The sequence below is a fragment of the Faecalibacterium sp. An192 genome (genome assembly GCF_002160175.1).
Classification (GTDB): domain Bacteria; phylum Bacillota; class Clostridia; order Oscillospirales; family Ruminococcaceae; genus Faecalibacterium.
The window spans coordinates 123,943-141,591 of record NZ_NFKB01000002.1; the positions used below are offsets into that span (position 1 = coordinate 123,943).

Consider the following 17,649-nt stretch of genomic DNA (forward strand, 5'->3'; position numbering starts at 1 on the left):
CGCCCCCTAGGGGGTGGGAGGCGGACAGAAGCGTCAAAAGAAACCGGCGTGTTGTTTCGCGGAGAGACGGCACGCCGGTTTTCTGCGTTTCCGCCATGGACGAGGGAAAAACGCAGACAGTTCCCGCGGCGGGCAAAGTAAGAAAAAAGCAAGATTTCCCTCGAAGTATCGGCGCGGATTTTATGTTATAATACACGGTACACAGGACCGAACCAAACCTACTGAGGTGAGACAGATGAAAAAGCTTTCCATGGTCCATCGGCGTGTGCTGGATGACGCACAGGCGGACATCGGCGCGCTGTACAGGACGTTTCATATTTCCGAGCAGGGCTACAGTGAGGAACAGGTGGAAAAAAGCCGCGCCCGGTACGGAGAAAATGTTTTGTCGGGGCGCACCGCCGACACGGTTTTCTACCGGCTGCGGCGGGCTTTTGTCAATCCCTTCACGGTGATTCTGTTTGTGCTGGCGGTGATCTCCTTTTGACCGATGTGGTGCTGGTGTCCAATTTCAGCCGCAACGTCACCACGCCGGTGATTATTTTGGGGATGCTGCTGACCAGCGGCGTGGTCCGCTTTGTACAGGAACTCCGGGCCAAGCGCATCGCCGACCATCTGACCCAGATGGTTTCCTCCGCCGTGCTGGTGCTCCGGGACGGCCAATGGGTGAAGCTCTCCTCAACGGAGCTGGTGGTGGGGGATCAGGTGCGCCTGCTGGCCGGGGACCGGGTCCCGGCGGATATCCGGCTGACCGCGGCCAAGGATCTGTTTGTGTCCCAGTCGGTCCTGACGGGGGAGAGCGCCATTGTGGAAAAAAGCGCCGGCGTTCTGCCCCGGGGACAGGCCCGGTCCTATGCCGACTGCAGCAACCTGGTGTTCATGGGATCGTCGGTCACCGGCGGCACCGGGGAGGGCATTGTGCTGGCGGTGGGAGAGGATACCGTGTACGGCGGCTTCTCCACCGCGGAATCCCACCGGAAAAACGGCTTTGACCAGGGAGCCAATTCCATTGCGTGGGTGCTGATCCGCTTTATGGCGGTTTTGATCCCGGTGGTGTTCATGGCCTGCGGGCTGACCAAAGGGGACTGGATTTCGGCTTTTCTGTTTGCCCTGTCGGTGGCGGTGGGCCTGACCCCGGAAATGCTGCCCATGGTCATCAACGCCTGTCTGGCCAAAGGCAGCGCCGCCATGGGCAAAAAGCAGACCATCGTCAAGAACCTGAACTCGATCCAGAACTTCGGCGCCATGGACATCCTCTGCACCGACAAGACCGGAACATTGACCGGGGACCAGATCGCTCTGGAATATTACATGGACATCCTGGGCAACGAGAGCCAGGCGGTGCTGGACTTTGGGTATCTGAACAGCCTTTATCACACCGGGGTGAAAAACCATCTGGACGAGGCCGTGGTCCGGTGCCGGAAAATGCCGGGGCACCGGATCCATTATCAGGAGCTGGAAGGGCAGTACCAAAAGCTGGACGAGCTTCCTTTCGACCACGAGCGAAGGTTTGCCAGCGTGCTGGTGGGGCGCGGGGAGGAAAAGCTGCTGCTGGTGAAGGGCAGCATTCGCGAGGTATGCCGCCGCTGCAGCTGGATTGAGTACAAGGGAGAGCGCCGCAGCATGGGAGGCGAGGGCAGCGCCAGCGTCCACGCCATTGTGGACGACATGCTGGAAGACGGCATGAAGGTCCTGGCGGTGGCGTATAAGCCGATGCAGCGGGACCGGCTGTCGGGAGAGGACGAAAACGGGCTGATTCTGCTGGGGTATCTGGCGTTTTTTGATGCGCCCAAACAGAGCGCCGCCGCGGCCATCGGCCGGCTGCAGAAACTGCAGGTGGATGTGCGGGTGCTGACGGGGGACAACCGGGATGTGGCGGTTTCCATCTGCCGCCGGCTGGGAATCGACACAGCCCGCAACCTGACGGGGGAAGAGCTGGAACGGCTTACCGACAACGAAAGGCCGGTGGCCATCGAGCGCACCGCAGTGTTTTCCGAGCTGTCCCCCAAACAGAAGGTCCAGGTGGTGCAGACCCTCCGGGCCAACGGGCACACGGTGGGCTTTCTGGGGGACGGCATGAACGACCTGCCGGCGGTGGTGGAGTCGGATGTGGGGATCTCGGTGGACACCGCCGCCGAGGCGGTCAAGGAAGCCGCCGATGTGGTGCTGCTGAAAAAAGACCTGAACGTGCTGGAGGAAGGCATCCAGGAGGGCCGCAAAGCTTTCGCCAACGTGTCAAAGTACATCAAAATCACCGCGTCCTCCAACTTCGGGAATATTTTTTCCATCGTGATCGCCAGCGTCTTTCTGCCCTTTTTCCCCATGACCTCCCTGCAGCTGCTGCTTTTGAATCTGCTGTATGATCTTTTGTGCCTCGCCCTTCCGTGGGATCATGTGGACGAGGCCGCCTGCGCGAGGCCGCTGGAATGGTCGGGCCGGACCCTGGGACGCTTTATGCGCTTCTTTGGGCCCATCAGCTCCTTTTTTGATATTTCCACCTTTGGGTATCTGTTCTTTGTCCTGTGCCCCTCGGTTTGCGGCGGCGGATTTTCCCACCTGCAGGGCGTGGAACAGGTCCACTTTATCCTGCTGTTTCAGACGGGGTGGTTTCTGGAGTCCATGTGGACCCAGGTGCTGATTCTCCATCTGCTGCGGACCCGGAACGTTCCGCTGGTGCAGAGCCGGCCGTCCCGGCCCGTCATGCTGGTCACCCTGCTGGGCACAGCGCTTTTCACCCTCCTCACCTTCACCCCGCTGGGGGAATGGATGGGGATGACCGCCTTGCCGCCGGTCTATTTCGTGTTTCTGGCGGGGACGGTTCTGCTGTATCTGCTGTGGGTCACGCTGGCCAAAAAGTGGTATATCCGGCGATATCATGAACTGCTGTGAGGGAGGAACCGGACATGAAAAAGAATATTGCGTTTGTCGCTCTGGATTCCTCTCTGGTCCGGTGGATGCTGGAACAGCTGCAAAAGTCCAAAATCGCCGCGCCCAGCGCACAGGAACTGTCCGAAGGGCTCAGGGACCTGATGGACGGCACCGCCGGCTCCCTCATGCTGGAACTGGGCGAGGGGGAAAAGAAAAGCAATAGCCGATGCGCAGAAAGGATGCGTTCGGCTATTGCTTTTTGTTTTGCGGCGGAAATGGAAAGCGGGCGTACCCGCCAGAGTACGCCCGCTCCCGTAAGGATTGGAAAAGAAAGGAAAAATGAAATGGAGAGGAAAATTGAGGTAGGAAAGGAAATCAGTTCTTCTTGATCTTGGTCAGAGCCTCGTTGATCTGGCGCTTGACGTCGGAGGAGAAGGACTTGCTGGCCATCTTCATCATGTCGCTCAGGCGCATGGTGCCCATGATGCCGCCCTGATCGTCCTCCTTGTCGTTGCCCATCATGCTCATCATGCTGCTCTTGGCAAAGACCTGCATGGCGTCATGGATGACGGCAGCGGTCTCGCTGTTGGCCAGCAGATCCACCACCCGGTCCTTGATGGAGTAGAAGCCCTCGGGGTAATCCAGAGGCTTGCGGGCAGCGCGGGCGGCGGGGTCGTCAAACCAGTTGGCGGCGTCGTTGCCCTCGGGCAGGTCGTAGGCGTAGTTGTGCTCGGCCACACCGTTCAGGGTGATGGTGTTGGCGGTGACGTCGCCGCACTTGGCGGTGACGGTGTTGGGGCCGTCGTTCAGGGCCACATCCTTGAACACGGCGGCGTGATCCTCAGCGGGCAGGGTGGCAACCTCCACGCCGTTCACCACCAGGGTGACGTTGGGGCAGTTGGTGTAGACGGTGACGTTCCGCTCGCCGGGGGCGCGGTCCACAAACCGCTCGCCGCAGACGTGCATCATGGGCTCGGTGGTCCAGTAGGCCTGGTAGATATAGAAGGCGTCCTTCTTGAGCTTGCGGTCGTAGGTCACCAGGCCCTTGTTGTTGCGGCCCTGGATGCCGCCCTCGTCGCGGCCGTCGGCGGCGAAGTCAAACATATTCCACAGGTGGGTGGCCCACAGGTAGGGACGGGTGGCGAAGGTCTTGAGCATCTCGTGGTGATACTCGCAGGCGTACTCCTCGGTGTAGTCGTGGTTCTCAGGGTAGGCGGAGTGCCACTTGGTGATGGCCTCCGAGCCGTACTCGGACACGCCCAGGCAGCGGTCGGGGTACAGGGCGTGGAACTTGTCCAGCCAGGGGCCGTTGTCGGAGGCCTCGCCGAAGTACCAGCCGAAATAGTGGTTGTAGCTGACCACGTCGGTGATGGTGTTGTGCTCGCTCTCCATGGGGGTCATGGAAACCTGGGCCATGGTGGTCATGCGGCTGGGGTCCATCCGCTTGGCCAGGGCATTCAGCTCACGCAGGTTCCGGCGCAGGTCCTCGCGGTCCTTGCCGATGAGGATTTCGTTGGAAATGCCCCAGAAGAAGATGGAGGGATGGTTGTAGTTCTGGCTGATGAGCTCGGTCATCTGGCTGATGGTGTTGTCGTGGGCCTCCTTGCCGGGGATGAAGCGGCTGATGAAGGGGATCTCGGCCCAGACCACGAAACCGGTGTGGTCGCACAGGTCGTAGAAGTGCTGGTCGTGCTGATAGTGGGCCAGACGGACGGTGTTGGCGCCCACTTCCTTAATCAGGGCGATGTCCTCCTCGTGGTCGGCGCGGCTGATGGCCCAGCCCTTGTCCAGACGGTCCTGGTGGCGGGCGACGCCGTGCAGAGGCACGTTCTTGCCGTTGAGCCAGAAGCCGGTGTTGGGGTCCACGTGGAAGGAGCGGTAGCCGTAGTCCACAGCCACGGTGTCCAGCACTTCCTCGCCGCGGGTGATGGATGCCTCGGCGGTGTAGCAGTAGGGATCGGCCATACCGTTCCACAGGTGGGGGGCCTTGACCGCCAGGGTCATGACCAGGTGGGGCTCGGCGGGGGCCGAGCCGGAGGCCACCACGGCGCCGTCGGCGTCCTTCAGGTCCACGCTGACGGTGCAGCCCTCAGCCTCCACCGGGAACAGGTCCAGACGGGTGGTGCCGGAGACCATGGGGGTGACGAACACGGCGCTGGTGCCGCCCTTCATCAGGTCGAAGTGGGCGGGGGAAGTCTCAATAAAGCTGACCTCGCGGTACAGGCCGCCGAAGAAGGTGAAGTCTGCGGTCTGGGGGTAGATGTCCGACACAGCGTTGGACACGTCCACACGCACCACGTTGCCGGTGGGCTTCATGGCGGGGGTCAGGTCAAAGCGGAAGGTGGAGAAACCGCCCTTGTGCTCGCCCATCAGGCGGCCGTTGCAGTAGACGGTGGCCACATGGTTGGCGCCCTTGAACTCGATGAACTGACGTTTGCCGTCGGTGGGGTCGGGAATTGCAATCTCATAGGTGCCGACGCCGCGCCAGTAGTCGTTGCCGCCGTCCTGGCCGTCCTTCGCGTTCCAGGTGTGGGGAAGTGCGACCGTGGCAAAGGGCTCGCCGCCCTTGGAGAAGCGGGCAGAGGTGAGGAGTGTGGTTGTGCGCATGGGTCATGGCTCCTTTCAAATCAAGAAACAGTCGGGCACAGCGGCGGACCGGGCCGGCGCCGTGCATTCCTTTGTACTGGCTTTAGTATATCATCCCGTGGAAAAAGACGGTAGGAATATTTTGGGAAAGTTCCGTATAATTTTTGTGCTATGGAGGATGGATTTAGACAATGTTTATAAAATGCTTAAAAACCGGCGCAAAAAGGCCCCCGCCCCATGGGTGAACGGGGCGGGGGCTGAAATATAGATTCTTTACGGGATTACAGTTGTTTACTTCGACAGAAAGGGGGCGTCCATCATACCGTCAAACTGATAGCCGGAAGCACTGGCGGCATTATTTAACCCTTCAAGCGCTTCTGCCCAAGTTACGGTGTCTCCATCACCATCATTTGTCACCTGGGTGACGCCCTTTTTGTTGCTAGAGAGGGTACCAGTGCCCTTGCCATTGTAGCCGCTCCAGTAGCAGGCGGTGATTGATGCGGTGTTTCTATTTAGGTTATTGCCCACCACGCCGCCTGTATAATTGGTAGAACCAGAGATATCGCTGCCCGAGTGGTAGCAGGCGGTGAGTTTACCGTTTACAGTGTTGTTTCCTGCTACACCGCCGAATGCACTAGAGCTGGCTGAACCAGAGCGAGAAATCGAACCGTTTATATGGTAGCAGGCGATAATTTCTCCTTCATTACGGCCTACCACGCCGCCGGCACAGGCGCTGCCGGTAACGCTCCCGTTCTCCACCCAGCAGCCTGTGATGCTGTTTTGGAAAGTGGCGTTCTCGCCCACCAGCCCGCCAGCGGCACTGCCTTGAACCGTGACATTGGAAACATGACAGTTGTCGACGATGTCAGTGGAGGGATTGAGGCCTATCAGACCGCCAACGGTGCTGTTATCACCAATAACACTGCCATTTTCCATAGAACAATCGGTAATGGTACCGTAGTTCGACCCTGCTACACCGCCGACAGCGCCCCCCGTTGCTGTATGGCTGACAGTGCCCGAGACAGAGCAGCCGGTGATGGTGCCCAAGTTTTCGCCCACTACTATGCCAACAGAATTGACACTTAAATCGTTTTTGATGGTTGCTTCATTCAGCGTCAAATTCTTTACAATACCGTTATTATAGGCAAACATGCCCACATTAACATTTTCGCTGACATTGTTTATGGTCAGCCCCGTGATGGTCTTGCCGTTGCCGTCAAAGATGCCGGTGTATGCGTTGTTATCGTCTGTGCCGATGGGCTCCCAGTTACCTGTAGTTGTAAGATCAATATTTGCTTCTTCTTCCAGGGTGCAGTTGGTGTTCCAGTTTCCGGCGCGGACATAGTTGGCCCAGGCGATCAGGCCGGTGGCAGTCTTGACCTTGAAAAGTTTCTGGCCGCTCGACTCATCCGCCCACTCAACAGAATAGTCGTCGTCCTCGTATCCCACGTCGTTGGGACCGAGGCTGGGGCCGGAGTCGCCCTTGTCGGGGGTGCCGGCCTTGAGCACCTCCACGTCCACCGCGATGTAATAGCCATTCTCGCCCTCGATCATGGAGACATGGGCGCGGTAGCTGCCGTCATCGGGCAGGGAGCCAAAGACGCTGGCCCACTGGGCCAGGGCGCTGCGGGCGGCGGCGTCGGGGTCGCTGCCGGTCTGGAACACCAGATCCACGCCGTGGTCCCCCTGCTGGCCATCCCCCAGCCGGGTGAAGGTGATGCTGCCGCCGGTGATGTTCAGGTTGTTCACCAGCCGGGTGAGGATTTCGTCCTCGGTGCCGCCCTCGGCGGCCGCCTTTTTCAGGGCGGCGGTGAGGTCGCTGTCCACTTCTACGTCCACATTGGTGTACAGGCCGCTGAGCAGGTCGGCGATCACCTGAGACAGGGCTTTGCTGCCGCCGCAGCCCGCCAGCAGGGCGAGGACCAGCGCCGCCGACACAAACAGCGCCGTGACTTTTTTCGCAAGCATGATGGTTTCCTCCTTTGATTGGTCTATTCGGAAAAGTGTACCTTTCCGGACGTCTCAAAGGGGGCAGTTTATTCCTTTAAATGGATTGATATCAGGATCTTTTTCTGGTATAATTTTACATGACAGATGTCCAAACATCCCGTCCGGAAAGGTACACTTTTCCGGACGGTTTTTGTTTGGGCGCAAAAAAGCCCCCGCGCCCGGGGCAAGCCAGGCGCGGGGGATGAAAAATAGGGTCCCGCAGGGTTTTATACGCCGGAGTAGGCCGAGAATCCGCCGTCCACCGGCAGGGTGACGCCGGTGATGAAGCTGGCGGCCTTGTCGTTCACCAGGAACAGCAGCGCGCCCTCCAGCTCGGCGCTGTCGCCGAAGCGGCCCATGGGGGTGGCGGCAAGAATCTTGCCGGTGCGGGCGGTGGGGGTGCCGTCCTCGTTGTAGAGGAGCTGCTTGTTCTGCCCGGCGGCGAAGAAGCCGGGGGCGATGGCGTTGACCCGGATGCCCTGGCGGCTGAAATGCACCGCCAGCCATTCGGTCAGGTTGCTCACCGCCGCCTTGGCCCCCGAGTAGGCGGGGATTTTGGTCAGGGGGATGTGGGCGTTCATGCTGGAGATGTTCAGGATGCAGCAGCCGGAGCGGCCCAGCATCTGGGGCACAAAGGCCTGGGTGGGCAGGATGGTGCCCAGGAAGTTCAGGTCAAAGACCCCGGTCACCGCCTCGGGGGACAGGTCAAAGAAGCTGCGGACGTTCTCGTCGGTGATGTCGCCGTCCTCATAGTATTCCTTGTCGGTGGTGGCCTTGGGGTTGTTGCCGCCGGCGCCGTTGACCAGGATGTCGCAGGGGCCGAAGTCGGCCAGCACCTGGGCCGCGGCGGCCTGGCAGCTGGCTGCATCCACCACGTTGCAGGGGTAGGCCTTGGCCACGCCGCCCTCGGCGGTGATTTCATCGGCGTAGACCTGGGCCTTGGAGGCGGTGCGGTTCAGCAGGGCCACCTTGGCCCCGGCCCGGGCCAGAACCTTGGCCATGTCCGAGCAGAGCACACCGCCCGCGCCGGTGACCACGGCGACTTTGCCGGTGAGGTCGGTATCCAATACGTTTTTCTGCATCCTGTGTTCCTCCTGTGGACGGCCCTTAGTAGCGCAGGCCGAAGTTCAGCTCGTAGTAGCTGCCGGCGGCGTCGCGGTAGGCGTAGGCCTTGCCGTTCTCGTCCTTGAGGGCGTCGGCCATGTACTGGTCCTTGTCGTAGCCGGGCACGTCGTTGGGGCTGGCGCAGATGCCGTCGGCATTCACGGCCAGGACCTCATCGCCCCGGGGCAGGGTGATGGGCAGGCGGCCCACCGGTGCAAACCGGCCGAAAATCACGTCCATGGTGGCGGAGGGGTAGGTGTCGAAGCCGGCGGTCAGGGCGTCGGCGTAGGGCTCCACGTTGCCCACCATCCAGGCCAGGGGGAAGTTGATGTTGGCGATGACCTTGCCGCCGTGGGCACGGACCGCCGCCGCAATCTCGGGAATCCGCTTGGCGCCGGACAGGGTGGTCTCCAGATGGGTCTCGGCCAGGGGCTTGCCGTCGGCGCCCACGTTGCAGACTTCCTTGTCCTCGCAGATGTCCAGCTCCAGATAGCCCGGGGTGGCGTTGAAGTAGGCGCCCGAGGAGGGGCTCACCATCAGGATGGCGTAGTCGGCCTGGGCGGGGTCATCGGTCAGGTGGTAGTTGGCCAGCATCTCCCGCAGGGCCTTGGTGGCGGCGGCGCCGCCCTCGGCGGTCTTGGCGAAGGCCTCGGCGTAAATCTTGCTGCCCGACAGCTTGTCGCTGGTGAGGGGCAGGGTGCGGTCCTGGTTCTTCAGCAGGACCACGCTCTCACGATGGACCAGGGAAGCCTCGTTCCAGTCGGCCTCGTTGGCCACCACCTCGGCGGCGGTCTTGGGGTCGGCGTAGGGGTTCTCGAACATGCCCTGCTGGAACAGCTCGGTGAGGGTGCGGGTGACGGCGCGGTCCAGGCTGGCGTCGGTCAGCACCAGATCCTCTTTCTTGAATCCCTCGGGAACCGGGTGGGTGTCGTAGTAGCCGTTGGTGGCGCGCTCATAGGCTTCGCGGCCGTCGGCGTTGTCAAACAGGCCGCTGATCAGGTCCACGCCCGACTGGGTGACGGCAAAGCCGATCCGCTCGGGCACGTCCAGCGCCTCGACGCCCCACTTCATGTTGTGGGTGATGCCGGTATCCGAGTTGATGTAGCCCTCAAAGCCCATCTGGCCCCGCAGGATGCCGTCGATGAACACCTTATTGTAGGCGAAGCCGTAGGGGTCCATCCGCAGGGGATTGCCCTCGCAGTCGGTCTGGGGGCCGCTCTTGGCGGCAGCCGGCTTGGAGTAATAGGGCATGATGGAGGCGGCGTGGTACTTGACGGCGGGGCGGAAGGTGGGGATGTGGTATTTCTGCAGAGAGCCCTCGGTGGCGTAGACATTCCACTGGCCGGCGGCGTAGTGGGGATCAAAGCCGTTCTCGCGGGCGCCGCCGCCGGGGAAGTGCTTGACGGTCATGGAGACGCCGTCCTTGGTGACGCCGTCGGGGCTGCCCTGGATGCCGGGGATCAGCCGCTCAAAGATCTTCTCGATCAGGACGGGGTCCTCGCCGAAGGTGCCGAAGGTGCGCTGCCAGCGGGGATCGCTGACGCAGTCGGCCATGTACATATAGCCCTTGCGCAGGCCGCAGGCCGACCACTCACGGCGGATGCAGTCCGCAAACTTGTCGATGATGGCCAGGTCGCCGTCCTCGCCCCGGATGGCGGCGGCAATGCCCATGGTGCCGGGCCAGGTGGCAAAGACGCCGGAGGCATCGTTCATGCCAAAGACCACCTCGCCGTTCTCATTGCGGGAGTTGGACACCACCTGCACCGGGACAAAGTGGTCGCACTCCTCGGCCACGGCGTGGAGCTGGTTGAGCCAGTCGGCCATGTAGGAGGGGGTGGGGTTGGCGCGGAGGATCAGATGGCGGTTGAACCAGTCCTTGATCAGGGTGGTGGTGCCGGGCAGGTGCTGCTCGCCGAAAATGGTCTTGCCGTTGAACTCGGCGTCGTCCAGGACGCCCGACTCATCGGGAATCACCTTGTGGTCGGCGCTGGGGGCGGGGCACTCGGCGCCCATCCGCCAGTCCGAAATGAACAGCTGGGCAATCTTCTCCTGAACGGTCAGGGTCTTGACGTAGGCGGCGGCCCGCTCGGCGGGGGACAGGCGCCAGTCGTTGACGGCGGTCACCTCGCCGGTGCCGTCGATATCCTTAAAGGTCAGGCCGTCTTTCTCGATGACGCGGCGGGACACCGTGCCGATGGTGGGGCCGTTGGGATTGTGGTAATATTTAAGGTTGTCGGATGCTTTTTTTGCCATGAAGCGTTCCTCCTTACAGAAACAGAAAAGACGCAGGTGGACCGGCAGGTGAAACCGGCAGGCGGACCGTGGGTGTCGAGTCCCATAGTATTTTTATTATCGCATAAATACACAGAAAAAGGGAAGGATTATTTTTGGGCGAATCCGTAGAATTTTTTCATTGTGCCCGATTTTGACGGTGTTTTGGCAAAGAAATCGTGAATATCAGAGGAAAATCACAGGCCCGGCGGCCCCGGAAGGGGGACCGGGCTCTCTTTTCTACACTAAAATTTTGTGATATAATATGATAATTAAAATACGGTTGTAGGAATATGCGCCATGGGATGGGCGGAAAAGAACGGAAAAGAGCGAAACGGGAACAAGAGGTGATTTGCTTGAAAGTGGAGATCAGCCGCGTGCTGGAGAAACTGACCAGCGCCCAGAATCTGGGCCTGACCAAAATGACGCCGCCCTTTGAAGGGATCGAAAACTTTGACTATGGGCTGCGCCGGGCGCTGGACGCGGCGTTTGACTGGAAGGCCTTTGGGGATATGCTTCTCCACCAGATCCCGGCCCGGACCCTGGTGTTTGCCCGGGGGGTGTTTGAGCTGCGGTTTGCGCTGTTTCTCTCCCCGGACGAAAAAGACACCCTCTACTGCATCGGCCCCTGGGCGGAGGGGCCCCGGTCCAAGGAATCCATCGCCTGGTGCAAGACCTATCTGGACGAAAAGGCCCAGGACGTCATCCAGGAATACCACAACCGGGTCCGGCAGATCGACGACAACGCCATCAAGTCCACCCTGTTCGGGGTGATCTCCCTGATCTATCCCGAGGGAGAGCTGAAAACCGAGGAGTGGCGGGAGTTTATGCCTCTGAACTTCCGCCCCGGCCTGGAGAGCTTCAGCGACACGTCCTTCACCGAGGAGCTGCCCGCCGAGCTGGTGGCCGAGCGCTACGCCGCCGAAAACCGGATGCTGCAGGCGGTGGTGAAGGGGGATTCCTCCTCGGCGCTGGGGGCCTATGAGAGCTTCCGGCGGTTCCAGGTGACGCCGCGGCTTCACAGCCTGCTGCGGGACTTCAAAAACTTTTCCATCATCCTCAACAGCCTGCTGCGCAAGTCCATCGAACAGGCCAGCGTCCACCCCTATTACATCGACCAGATTTCGGCCCGCTTTGCCATCGAGATCGAGGCCCTGACCAGTCTGGAGGAGGGGGAGCGGCTGCGGGTCCGGATGGTCAAGGAGTACTGCCTCTATGTCCAGAAGTACTCCCTGCGCCAGTACAGCCCCCTGATTCAAAAGGTCATCAACCAGGTCAACCTCCATATGGACTCGGACCTGTCCCTCAAGAGCCTGGCGGCCCAGTGCTACATCAGCCCCAGCTATCTGTCCAGCGTCTTTAAACAGGAGACCGGCCAGACCCTCACCGACTACATCAGCAGCCGACGGATGGAGCGGGCGGCCAAGCTCCTGCTGACCACCAACGCCCGGATTGCGGTGGTGGCCGAGGAGGTGGGAATCCTGGATGTGAACTACTTCACCAAGATGTTCAAGAGCGCCACCGGCCAGACCCCCACCCATTACCGGCGGGACAAGCGGGCCCAGCTGTCCCTGGAAGTGGCCCCCGACGGCGCCCTGCCCCTGCTCCCGGAAAAGAAAAACGGGAAAAATTAAAAAAATCCTGAAATTATCCCTTGCAAAGCTGCGCGGAGTATGCTATAATACAACCCGCAGTTGCGCTGCTATAGCTCAGTTGGTAGAGCGCATCCTTGGTAAGGATGAGGTCTCCAGTTCAAATCTGGATAGCAGCTCCATGCAGAAAACCGCTCTTTCCCGGTCGGGAGAGGGCGGTTTTGTTTTTGCCTGTCCGGGCGGGCGAAACCCTTTGCGCCGGCGTCTGCGCCGGCGTCCCGCCGGTGAAGCCCGCCAAGGCATAATCCACCAGGGCCGGCAAAACCGCCGACCCCAGCACCCCATTTCTCCGCAATCTGCGGGGGAATGGGGTGTTTTTGGTTTCGTGGGGAAGTGAAAGCAGGTCTGTAAAAATTGCAGGCAATTTTTTGTGCGAAAAAGCGGATTTTGCGGCGTGAAAATCCTCTTAATAGGATGATGAATTTGATAAAATCCAAACACAGAGAGAAGGCCCCGCCCGGCGGCTTCCCGGCGTGGAAAAGGGGCCGGACAAAGGGGCTTGCCAGTTTTCCTGCGGGCAGGTAAACTACAATCAAACGACTTTGACCGGCCGCGGGCCGGATCTTTCCAATGAGGTGATCAAGATGGAACAATCGGTCCTCCGTCCCCAGGCGGAACAGCGCTACCGGGACGAGCTGGAAGCACTGCAGATCTGGGATCAGGGCAACCGCAAGCCCGCCAACTGGCGCCTGTCGCCCAAGGCGGTGCGGCTGTTTATCCTGGGCTCCCGCAGCCCGGTCCGCTGCGGCGGCCAGACTTTCACCATCCGGAAAAAATACCTGGGCAATGACGCCCTGGTGGAGCGGTGCATCATCACCCTGGCGGGCAACCGGGGCCTGATGTTGGTGGGAGAGCCCGGCACCGCCAAGACCATGCTGTCCGAGCTGCTGTCGGCGGCCATCAGCGGATGCAGCACCAACACCGTCCAGGGCACCGCCGGCACCACCGAGGACATGATCAAATACAGCTGGAACTACGCCCTGCTGCTGGCCAACGGCCCCAGCCGGGAAGCGCTGGTGCCCGCGCCCCTCTATGTGGGGATGGAAAAGGGGATTCTCACCCGGTTTGAGGAGATTACTCGCACCCCCGCCGAGGTGCAGGACAGCCTGATCAGCGTTTTGAGCGATAAGGTGCTGAACATCCCCGAGCTGGGGGATGAGGGGCTGCTGTTTGCCCGGCCCGGCTTCAACGTCATCGGCACCGCCAACACCCGGGACAAGGGCGTCAACGAGATGTCCAGCGCCCTCAAGCGCCGGTTCAACTTTGAGACCGTCCAGCCGGTGCGGGACGTGGCCCTGGAAAAACAGATCATCCTCAACGAGGTGGGAGCCCTGGCCGAGGCCGCCGGCATCCATCAGCCCCTGGATGAGGAGGCCGCCGAACTGCTGGCCACCACCTACCACGAACTGCGGGAGGGCATCTCGGCGGAGGGGCAGCGGATCGAAAAGCCCGGCGCCGTCATGAGCACCGCCGAGGCCATCTCGGTCTACTACCAGACCATGATGACCGCCTGGTACTACGGGGACGGCCATATGGACGAGAGCTGCCTGGTGGAAAACCTGGTGGGCGCCGTCGCCAAGGAGTCCCGGGAGGATATGGACAAGATCGCGGACTACTTCTCCACGGTGGTCCGGGACAAAGCACGACGGGAGGGCGGAGCATGGACGCGCTATTATCAGGCGAGAGGCAAACTGAAGTAATCCCGTTTTCCCTGGAGGATGCGGTGGTGTATTATCCGGTGCGCCACCACAGCCCGGTCTGCGCCTGGCATCTGGAACAGGTGATCGCCCGGTACAACCCCGCCTGCATCCTGGTGGAGGGCCCCGAAAACGCCAACGACCTGATCCCGGTCCTCACCGACCCCGACACCGCCGCCCCGGTGGCCCTTTATTACGCCTACCGGGACGACGCCGGTTTGCTGTCCAAAGAGGAGGGGGAGCCGGAGAGCTGCCGGTGTTATTACCCCTTTCTGGATCATTCCCCCGAGCTGGCAGCCCTGCGGGCCGCCGCAGCCCGGGGCATCCCGGCGGCCTTCATCGACCTGCCCTATGCCGAGATCCTGCTGGCCACCCAGGCGGCCCGGGGCCTGCGGACCCGGGAGGAAAAACAGAGCTACGCCAGCGACCAGTACCTGGCCCACAACCGCTTTCAGGAGCGGCTGTGCGAAAAGGCCGGCCTGCGCAGCTTTGAGGAGTTCTGGGAGAAATATTTCGAGACGGCGGGGCTGGACCTGAGCGACGAGGCCTTTGTCCGCCAGATGAACACCTACTGTTTCCTCTCCCGCCAGAACACCCCCGCGGTGGAACTGGAGGAGGACGGCTGTCTGGCCCGGGAGGCCCACATGGCCCGCCGGATTCAGGAGGCCGCCGCCCGGTATGACCGGGTGCTGGTGGTGGCGGGCGGGTTCCATATCTGGGGCCTGCTGCACCCCGGTCAGGAGCCGCCCCGGCCCGCTCTGCCGGCTTCGGCCCACGCCGTCTACCCCATGCGCTATACCATGCCGGCCGCCGACGCCCTGGCGGGTTACGCCAGCGGCATGCCGTCCCCCGGCTTTTACGCCAGCGTGTGGACGGCCCTCCACGGCGACCGGCCCCGGCAGGCCTGGACCGACACGGTGCTGGATTATCTGGTGCGGACCGGCCGGCGGCTGCGGAAGGACGGGACCCTCATCTCCGCCTTTGATGAGACCTGCGCCTTTCAGCAGGCCCAGATGCTGGCCCAGCTGCGGGACAAGCCCGCCCCCGGCCTGTACGAGCTTCAGGACGCGGTCCTGAGCAATTTCGTGAAGGGCGAGGCCAGCCTGTCCGGGGTGGAACCTCTCCGGGTGCTGCGGCAGCTGACCACCGGCCAGGCCGTGGGCCGGCTGTGCAGCGGCGCCCTGGTGCCGCCCCTGGCCCGGGACTTCGACAGCCAGTGCAGGAGCTTCCGCCTCCGGCTGGAAGGCGCGGCCCAGCATGAAATCACCCTGGCCATCTTTTCCGAGGAACGCCACCGGGCCATCAGCCGGTTTTTCCATCAGACCGTCTTTTTGGACTGCGGCTTTGCCCAGCGAAAGAAAGGCCCCGACCTTCTCCGCCGCCGGGACCGCAACCTGATCCGGGAAGTGTGGGAATACCGCTGGACCGCCGCCGTGGATGCGGCCCTCATTGAACACGCCGTGTCGGGCGCTACCCTGCGGGAGGCCTGCTCCACCGAGCTGCGGGGCCGGATGGCTGCCGCCGCCCGGGCCGAACAGGGAGCGGACCTGCTGGTGCAGGGCTTTTTGATGGGGATTGGGGACCTGGCCGACCAGCTGGCCGGCCGGATGGATGAACTGCTCATCGCCGACGGCGATTTTGCCTCCCTGTGCGCCGCCTGCGCCTCCCTCACCACCTTGGAGGAATGGCAGGACCAGTATGGCGAGCGGGGCGGCTACGATTATCCGGCCCTGCTGCGCCGGTGCTTTGCCCGGGTGCTGCAGATGCTGCCCCAGATGAACACGGTGGATGACCACAACGTCCAGAAGGTGCAGCAGGCCTGCATCCTGCTGTACCAGGTGACGGGGCGGGAGGCCTTTGCCGACCAGCGCCCCGCCCTGCTGGAAGCTTTCGAGCGGCTGGTGGGCCAGAACCCCATCCATCCCGCCTTCCATGGGGCGGCGCTGGGCCTGCTCTACGGCGCCCGGCCCGCCTGGAAACAGACCATCGACGGGGTGGTGCGGGGTTACCTGCAGGGCACCCGGGCCATGATGCTGCAGTCGGCGGCCTTTTTGCAGGGATTGTTCTCCACCGCCCGGGACTTGCTGCTGGTGGACGACGGCTTTCTGCGCCAGATCGACGCCCTGCTGGTGGGGCTGGAAGAGGAAGATTTCATCGCCCTGCTGCCCGAGCTGCGGCTGGCGTTCAGTTATTTTGTGCCCATGGAGACCGACCGCATCGCCCGGCGGGCGGCGGAGCTCCACGGGGCCAGAGGGTCCGATTTGCGCCGCGGCGCGGTGGACCCCGCCGACTATGCCCGGGCCGAGGCGCTGGACGCCTGGGCGGCTGCCCATCTGGACGGGCCGGAAGGAGAGGATGACCCATGATGACCGACGGCGCCGCCCTCAACCGCTGGCGGCTGATCCTGGGCAAAAACGCCGGCCAGCAGCTGGAGCTGGACACCGCCCGGCTGGCCCGGATGGACGACGCCCTGGACTTTCTCTATGGCCGGGAAGCCGGAGAGGACGTCAGGGACCGGAACCCTCAGGGCGGCCATGGGTCCAGTCAGCTGACGGTGGCCCGGTGGCTCAGTGAGGTGCGCCAGCTGTTCCCCCAGGAGACGGCGGAGATTTTGCAGCGCCACGCCCTGGACCGGTATCAGCTCACCGAGCTGCTGGCCGACCGGGAAGTGCTGGAAAAGATGGAGCCCAACCAGGCTTTGCTGGAGACGGTCCTGAGCCTGAAACATATGATGCGGGGCCCGGTGCTGGACACCGCCCGGCGGATCGTCCGGCGGGTGGTGGAGCAGATGACCGAGAAGATGCGCAGCGAAATCCAGCGCTCGGCCCTGGGCAAGCTGGACCGCACCAGCCGCAGCTCGGTCCGGTCTTTGCGGAACCTGGACATTCAGCGCACCATCCGGAAAAACCTGGCCCACTATGACACCGAAAACCACCGCCTCATGCTGGAACAGGTCTATTTCAACGGCCGGGTCAAGCGCTATAACCCCTGGCGGGTGATTCTGGCGGTGGACGAGAGCGGCTCCATGATGCCCAGCATCATCCACAGCGCCGTCATGGCGGGGATTTTTGCCGCCCTGCCCATGCTGGACACCCGGCTGGTGATCTTTGACACCCAGGTGGTGGACCTGAGCGGCTATGTGGAGGACCCGGTGGAAACCCTCATGAGCATTCAGCTGGGGGGCGGCACCGACATTGCCGGGGCGCTGCGGTACTGTGAATCTCTGATTGCCATGCCCCACCGGACCATGGTGGTGCTGGTCAGCGACCTGTGCGAGGGCAACTCCCGGCAGAATCTCTACGGCGTCTGCCGGGATATCCTGGAGAGCGGGGCCAAACTGGTGGCCCTGACCGCTCTGGACGAAAACGCCGCCCCCGCCTATGACCGGTCCACCGCCCAGGCGCTGGCCGGGATGGGGGCTTATGTAGGGGCCATGACGCCGGCGCGGCTGGCGGATTTCATGGCCGATGTGATGCGGGAATGAG

Annotated in this window: 11 protein-coding genes and 1 tRNA gene; 8 read left to right on the forward strand and 4 right to left on the reverse strand. The window is 62.2% G+C overall.

The genetic code is table 11. The features are described from left to right. Nucleotides 1–235: 235 nt before the first annotated feature. The 3 genes from B5F27_RS17465 to B5F27_RS01440 are packed head-to-tail and all read left to right on the forward strand — an operon-like array spanning nt 236 to nt 3,254. Entirely contained in the window at nt 236–484 is a 249-nt protein-coding gene (locus tag B5F27_RS17465; protein WP_343214621.1) for a cation-transporting P-type ATPase, read from the forward strand. Nucleotides 485–489: 5 nt separating this feature from the next. After that, nucleotides 490–2,886 carry a magnesium-translocating P-type ATPase gene (gene mgtA, locus B5F27_RS01435; protein ID WP_343214622.1) on the forward strand — a complete coding sequence of 799 codons (2,397 nt, stop codon included), beginning with the start codon at nt 490–492 and terminating at the stop codon, nt 2,884–2,886. Between the two features lie 14 nt (nt 2,887–2,900). Beyond that, entirely contained in the window at nt 2,901–3,254 is a 354-nt protein-coding gene (locus B5F27_RS01440) for a hypothetical protein (protein ID WP_087364146.1), read from the forward strand. On the opposite strand, the gene B5F27_RS01445 is transcribed toward B5F27_RS01440, so the two are convergent. From B5F27_RS01445 to B5F27_RS01465, 4 genes are all read right to left on the reverse strand, one after another. Beyond that, nucleotides 3,241–5,472 (reverse strand): glycoside hydrolase family 2 TIM barrel-domain containing protein, encoded by a 2,232-nt coding sequence (locus B5F27_RS01445; RefSeq protein ID WP_087364148.1) that lies wholly within the window; start codon nt 5,470–5,472, stop codon nt 3,241–3,243. The two genes, B5F27_RS01440 and B5F27_RS01445, sit on opposite strands and share 14 nt — an antisense overlap. A gap of 270 nt (nt 5,473–5,742) precedes the next feature. Next, nucleotides 5,743–7,419, reverse strand: coding sequence for a hypothetical protein (locus tag B5F27_RS01455; protein ID WP_087364152.1), 1,677 nt, complete (start codon nt 7,417–7,419; stop codon nt 5,743–5,745). Between the two features lie 248 nt (nt 7,420–7,667). Continuing rightward, nucleotides 7,668–8,522, reverse strand: a complete 855-nt coding sequence (locus B5F27_RS01460; protein WP_087364154.1) for an SDR family oxidoreductase — start codon at nt 8,520–8,522, stop codon at nt 7,668–7,670. A 25-nt stretch (nt 8,523–8,547) separates the two neighbouring features. Then, on the reverse strand, nt 8,548–10,797 hold the full coding sequence (locus B5F27_RS01465) for a glycoside hydrolase family 3 N-terminal domain-containing protein (RefSeq protein ID WP_087364156.1): 2,250 nt from the start codon (nt 10,795–10,797) through the stop codon (nt 8,548–8,550). A 380-nt stretch (nt 10,798–11,177) separates the two neighbouring features. Between B5F27_RS01465 and B5F27_RS01470 the strand changes: the two genes are divergently transcribed. From B5F27_RS01470 to B5F27_RS01490, 5 genes are all read left to right on the forward strand, one after another. Then, a complete protein-coding gene (locus B5F27_RS01470; RefSeq protein ID WP_242962022.1) occupies nt 11,178–12,449 on the forward strand; it encodes a helix-turn-helix domain-containing protein in 1,272 nt (423 codons plus the stop codon). A 64-nt stretch (nt 12,450–12,513) separates the two neighbouring features. Beyond that, nucleotides 12,514–12,589, forward strand: a tRNA-Thr gene (locus tag B5F27_RS01475). Between the two features lie 462 nt (nt 12,590–13,051). Next, nucleotides 13,052–14,167 (forward strand): AAA family ATPase, encoded by a 1,116-nt coding sequence (locus B5F27_RS01480; protein WP_087248028.1) that lies wholly within the window; start codon nt 13,052–13,054, stop codon nt 14,165–14,167. Further along, nucleotides 14,128–16,530, forward strand: coding sequence for a DUF5682 family protein (locus B5F27_RS01485; RefSeq protein ID WP_144066466.1), 2,403 nt, complete (start codon nt 14,128–14,130; stop codon nt 16,528–16,530). Before B5F27_RS01480 ends, B5F27_RS01485 begins: the two co-directional genes overlap by 40 nt. Then, nucleotides 16,527–17,648, forward strand: coding sequence for a VWA domain-containing protein (locus tag B5F27_RS01490; RefSeq protein ID WP_206422979.1), 1,122 nt, complete (start codon nt 16,527–16,529; stop codon nt 17,646–17,648). The genes B5F27_RS01485 and B5F27_RS01490 overlap by 4 nt, the downstream gene beginning before the upstream one ends. The last annotated feature ends 1 nt before the right edge of the window (nt 17,649 follow it).

What these genes read in the sequence shown, in the direction of transcription:
- B5F27_RS01480 (WP_087248028.1), top strand. Translation starts at nt 13,052, where the DNA reads ATGGAACAATCGGTCCTCCGTCCCCAGGCGGAACAGCGCTACCGGGAC.
- B5F27_RS01465 (WP_087364156.1), bottom strand. Translation starts at nt 10,797, where the DNA reads ATGGCAAAAAAAGCATCCGACAACCTTAAATATTACCACAATCCCAAC.
- B5F27_RS01445 (WP_087364148.1), bottom strand. Translation starts at nt 5,472, where the DNA reads ATGCGCACAACCACACTCCTCACCTCTGCCCGCTTCTCCAAGGGCGGC.
- B5F27_RS01460 (WP_087364154.1), bottom strand. Translation starts at nt 8,522, where the DNA reads ATGCAGAAAAACGTATTGGATACCGACCTCACCGGCAAAGTCGCCGTG.
- B5F27_RS17465 (WP_343214621.1), top strand. Translation starts at nt 236, where the DNA reads ATGAAAAAGCTTTCCATGGTCCATCGGCGTGTGCTGGATGACGCACAG.
- B5F27_RS01455 (WP_087364152.1), bottom strand. Translation starts at nt 7,419, where the DNA reads ATGCTTGCGAAAAAAGTCACGGCGCTGTTTGTGTCGGCGGCGCTGGTC.
- B5F27_RS01485 (WP_144066466.1), top strand. Translation starts at nt 14,128, where the DNA reads ATGGACGCGCTATTATCAGGCGAGAGGCAAACTGAAGTAATCCCGTTT.
- B5F27_RS01440 (WP_087364146.1), top strand. Translation starts at nt 2,901, where the DNA reads ATGAAAAAGAATATTGCGTTTGTCGCTCTGGATTCCTCTCTGGTCCGG.
- B5F27_RS01490 (WP_206422979.1), top strand. Translation starts at nt 16,527, where the DNA reads ATGATGACCGACGGCGCCGCCCTCAACCGCTGGCGGCTGATCCTGGGC.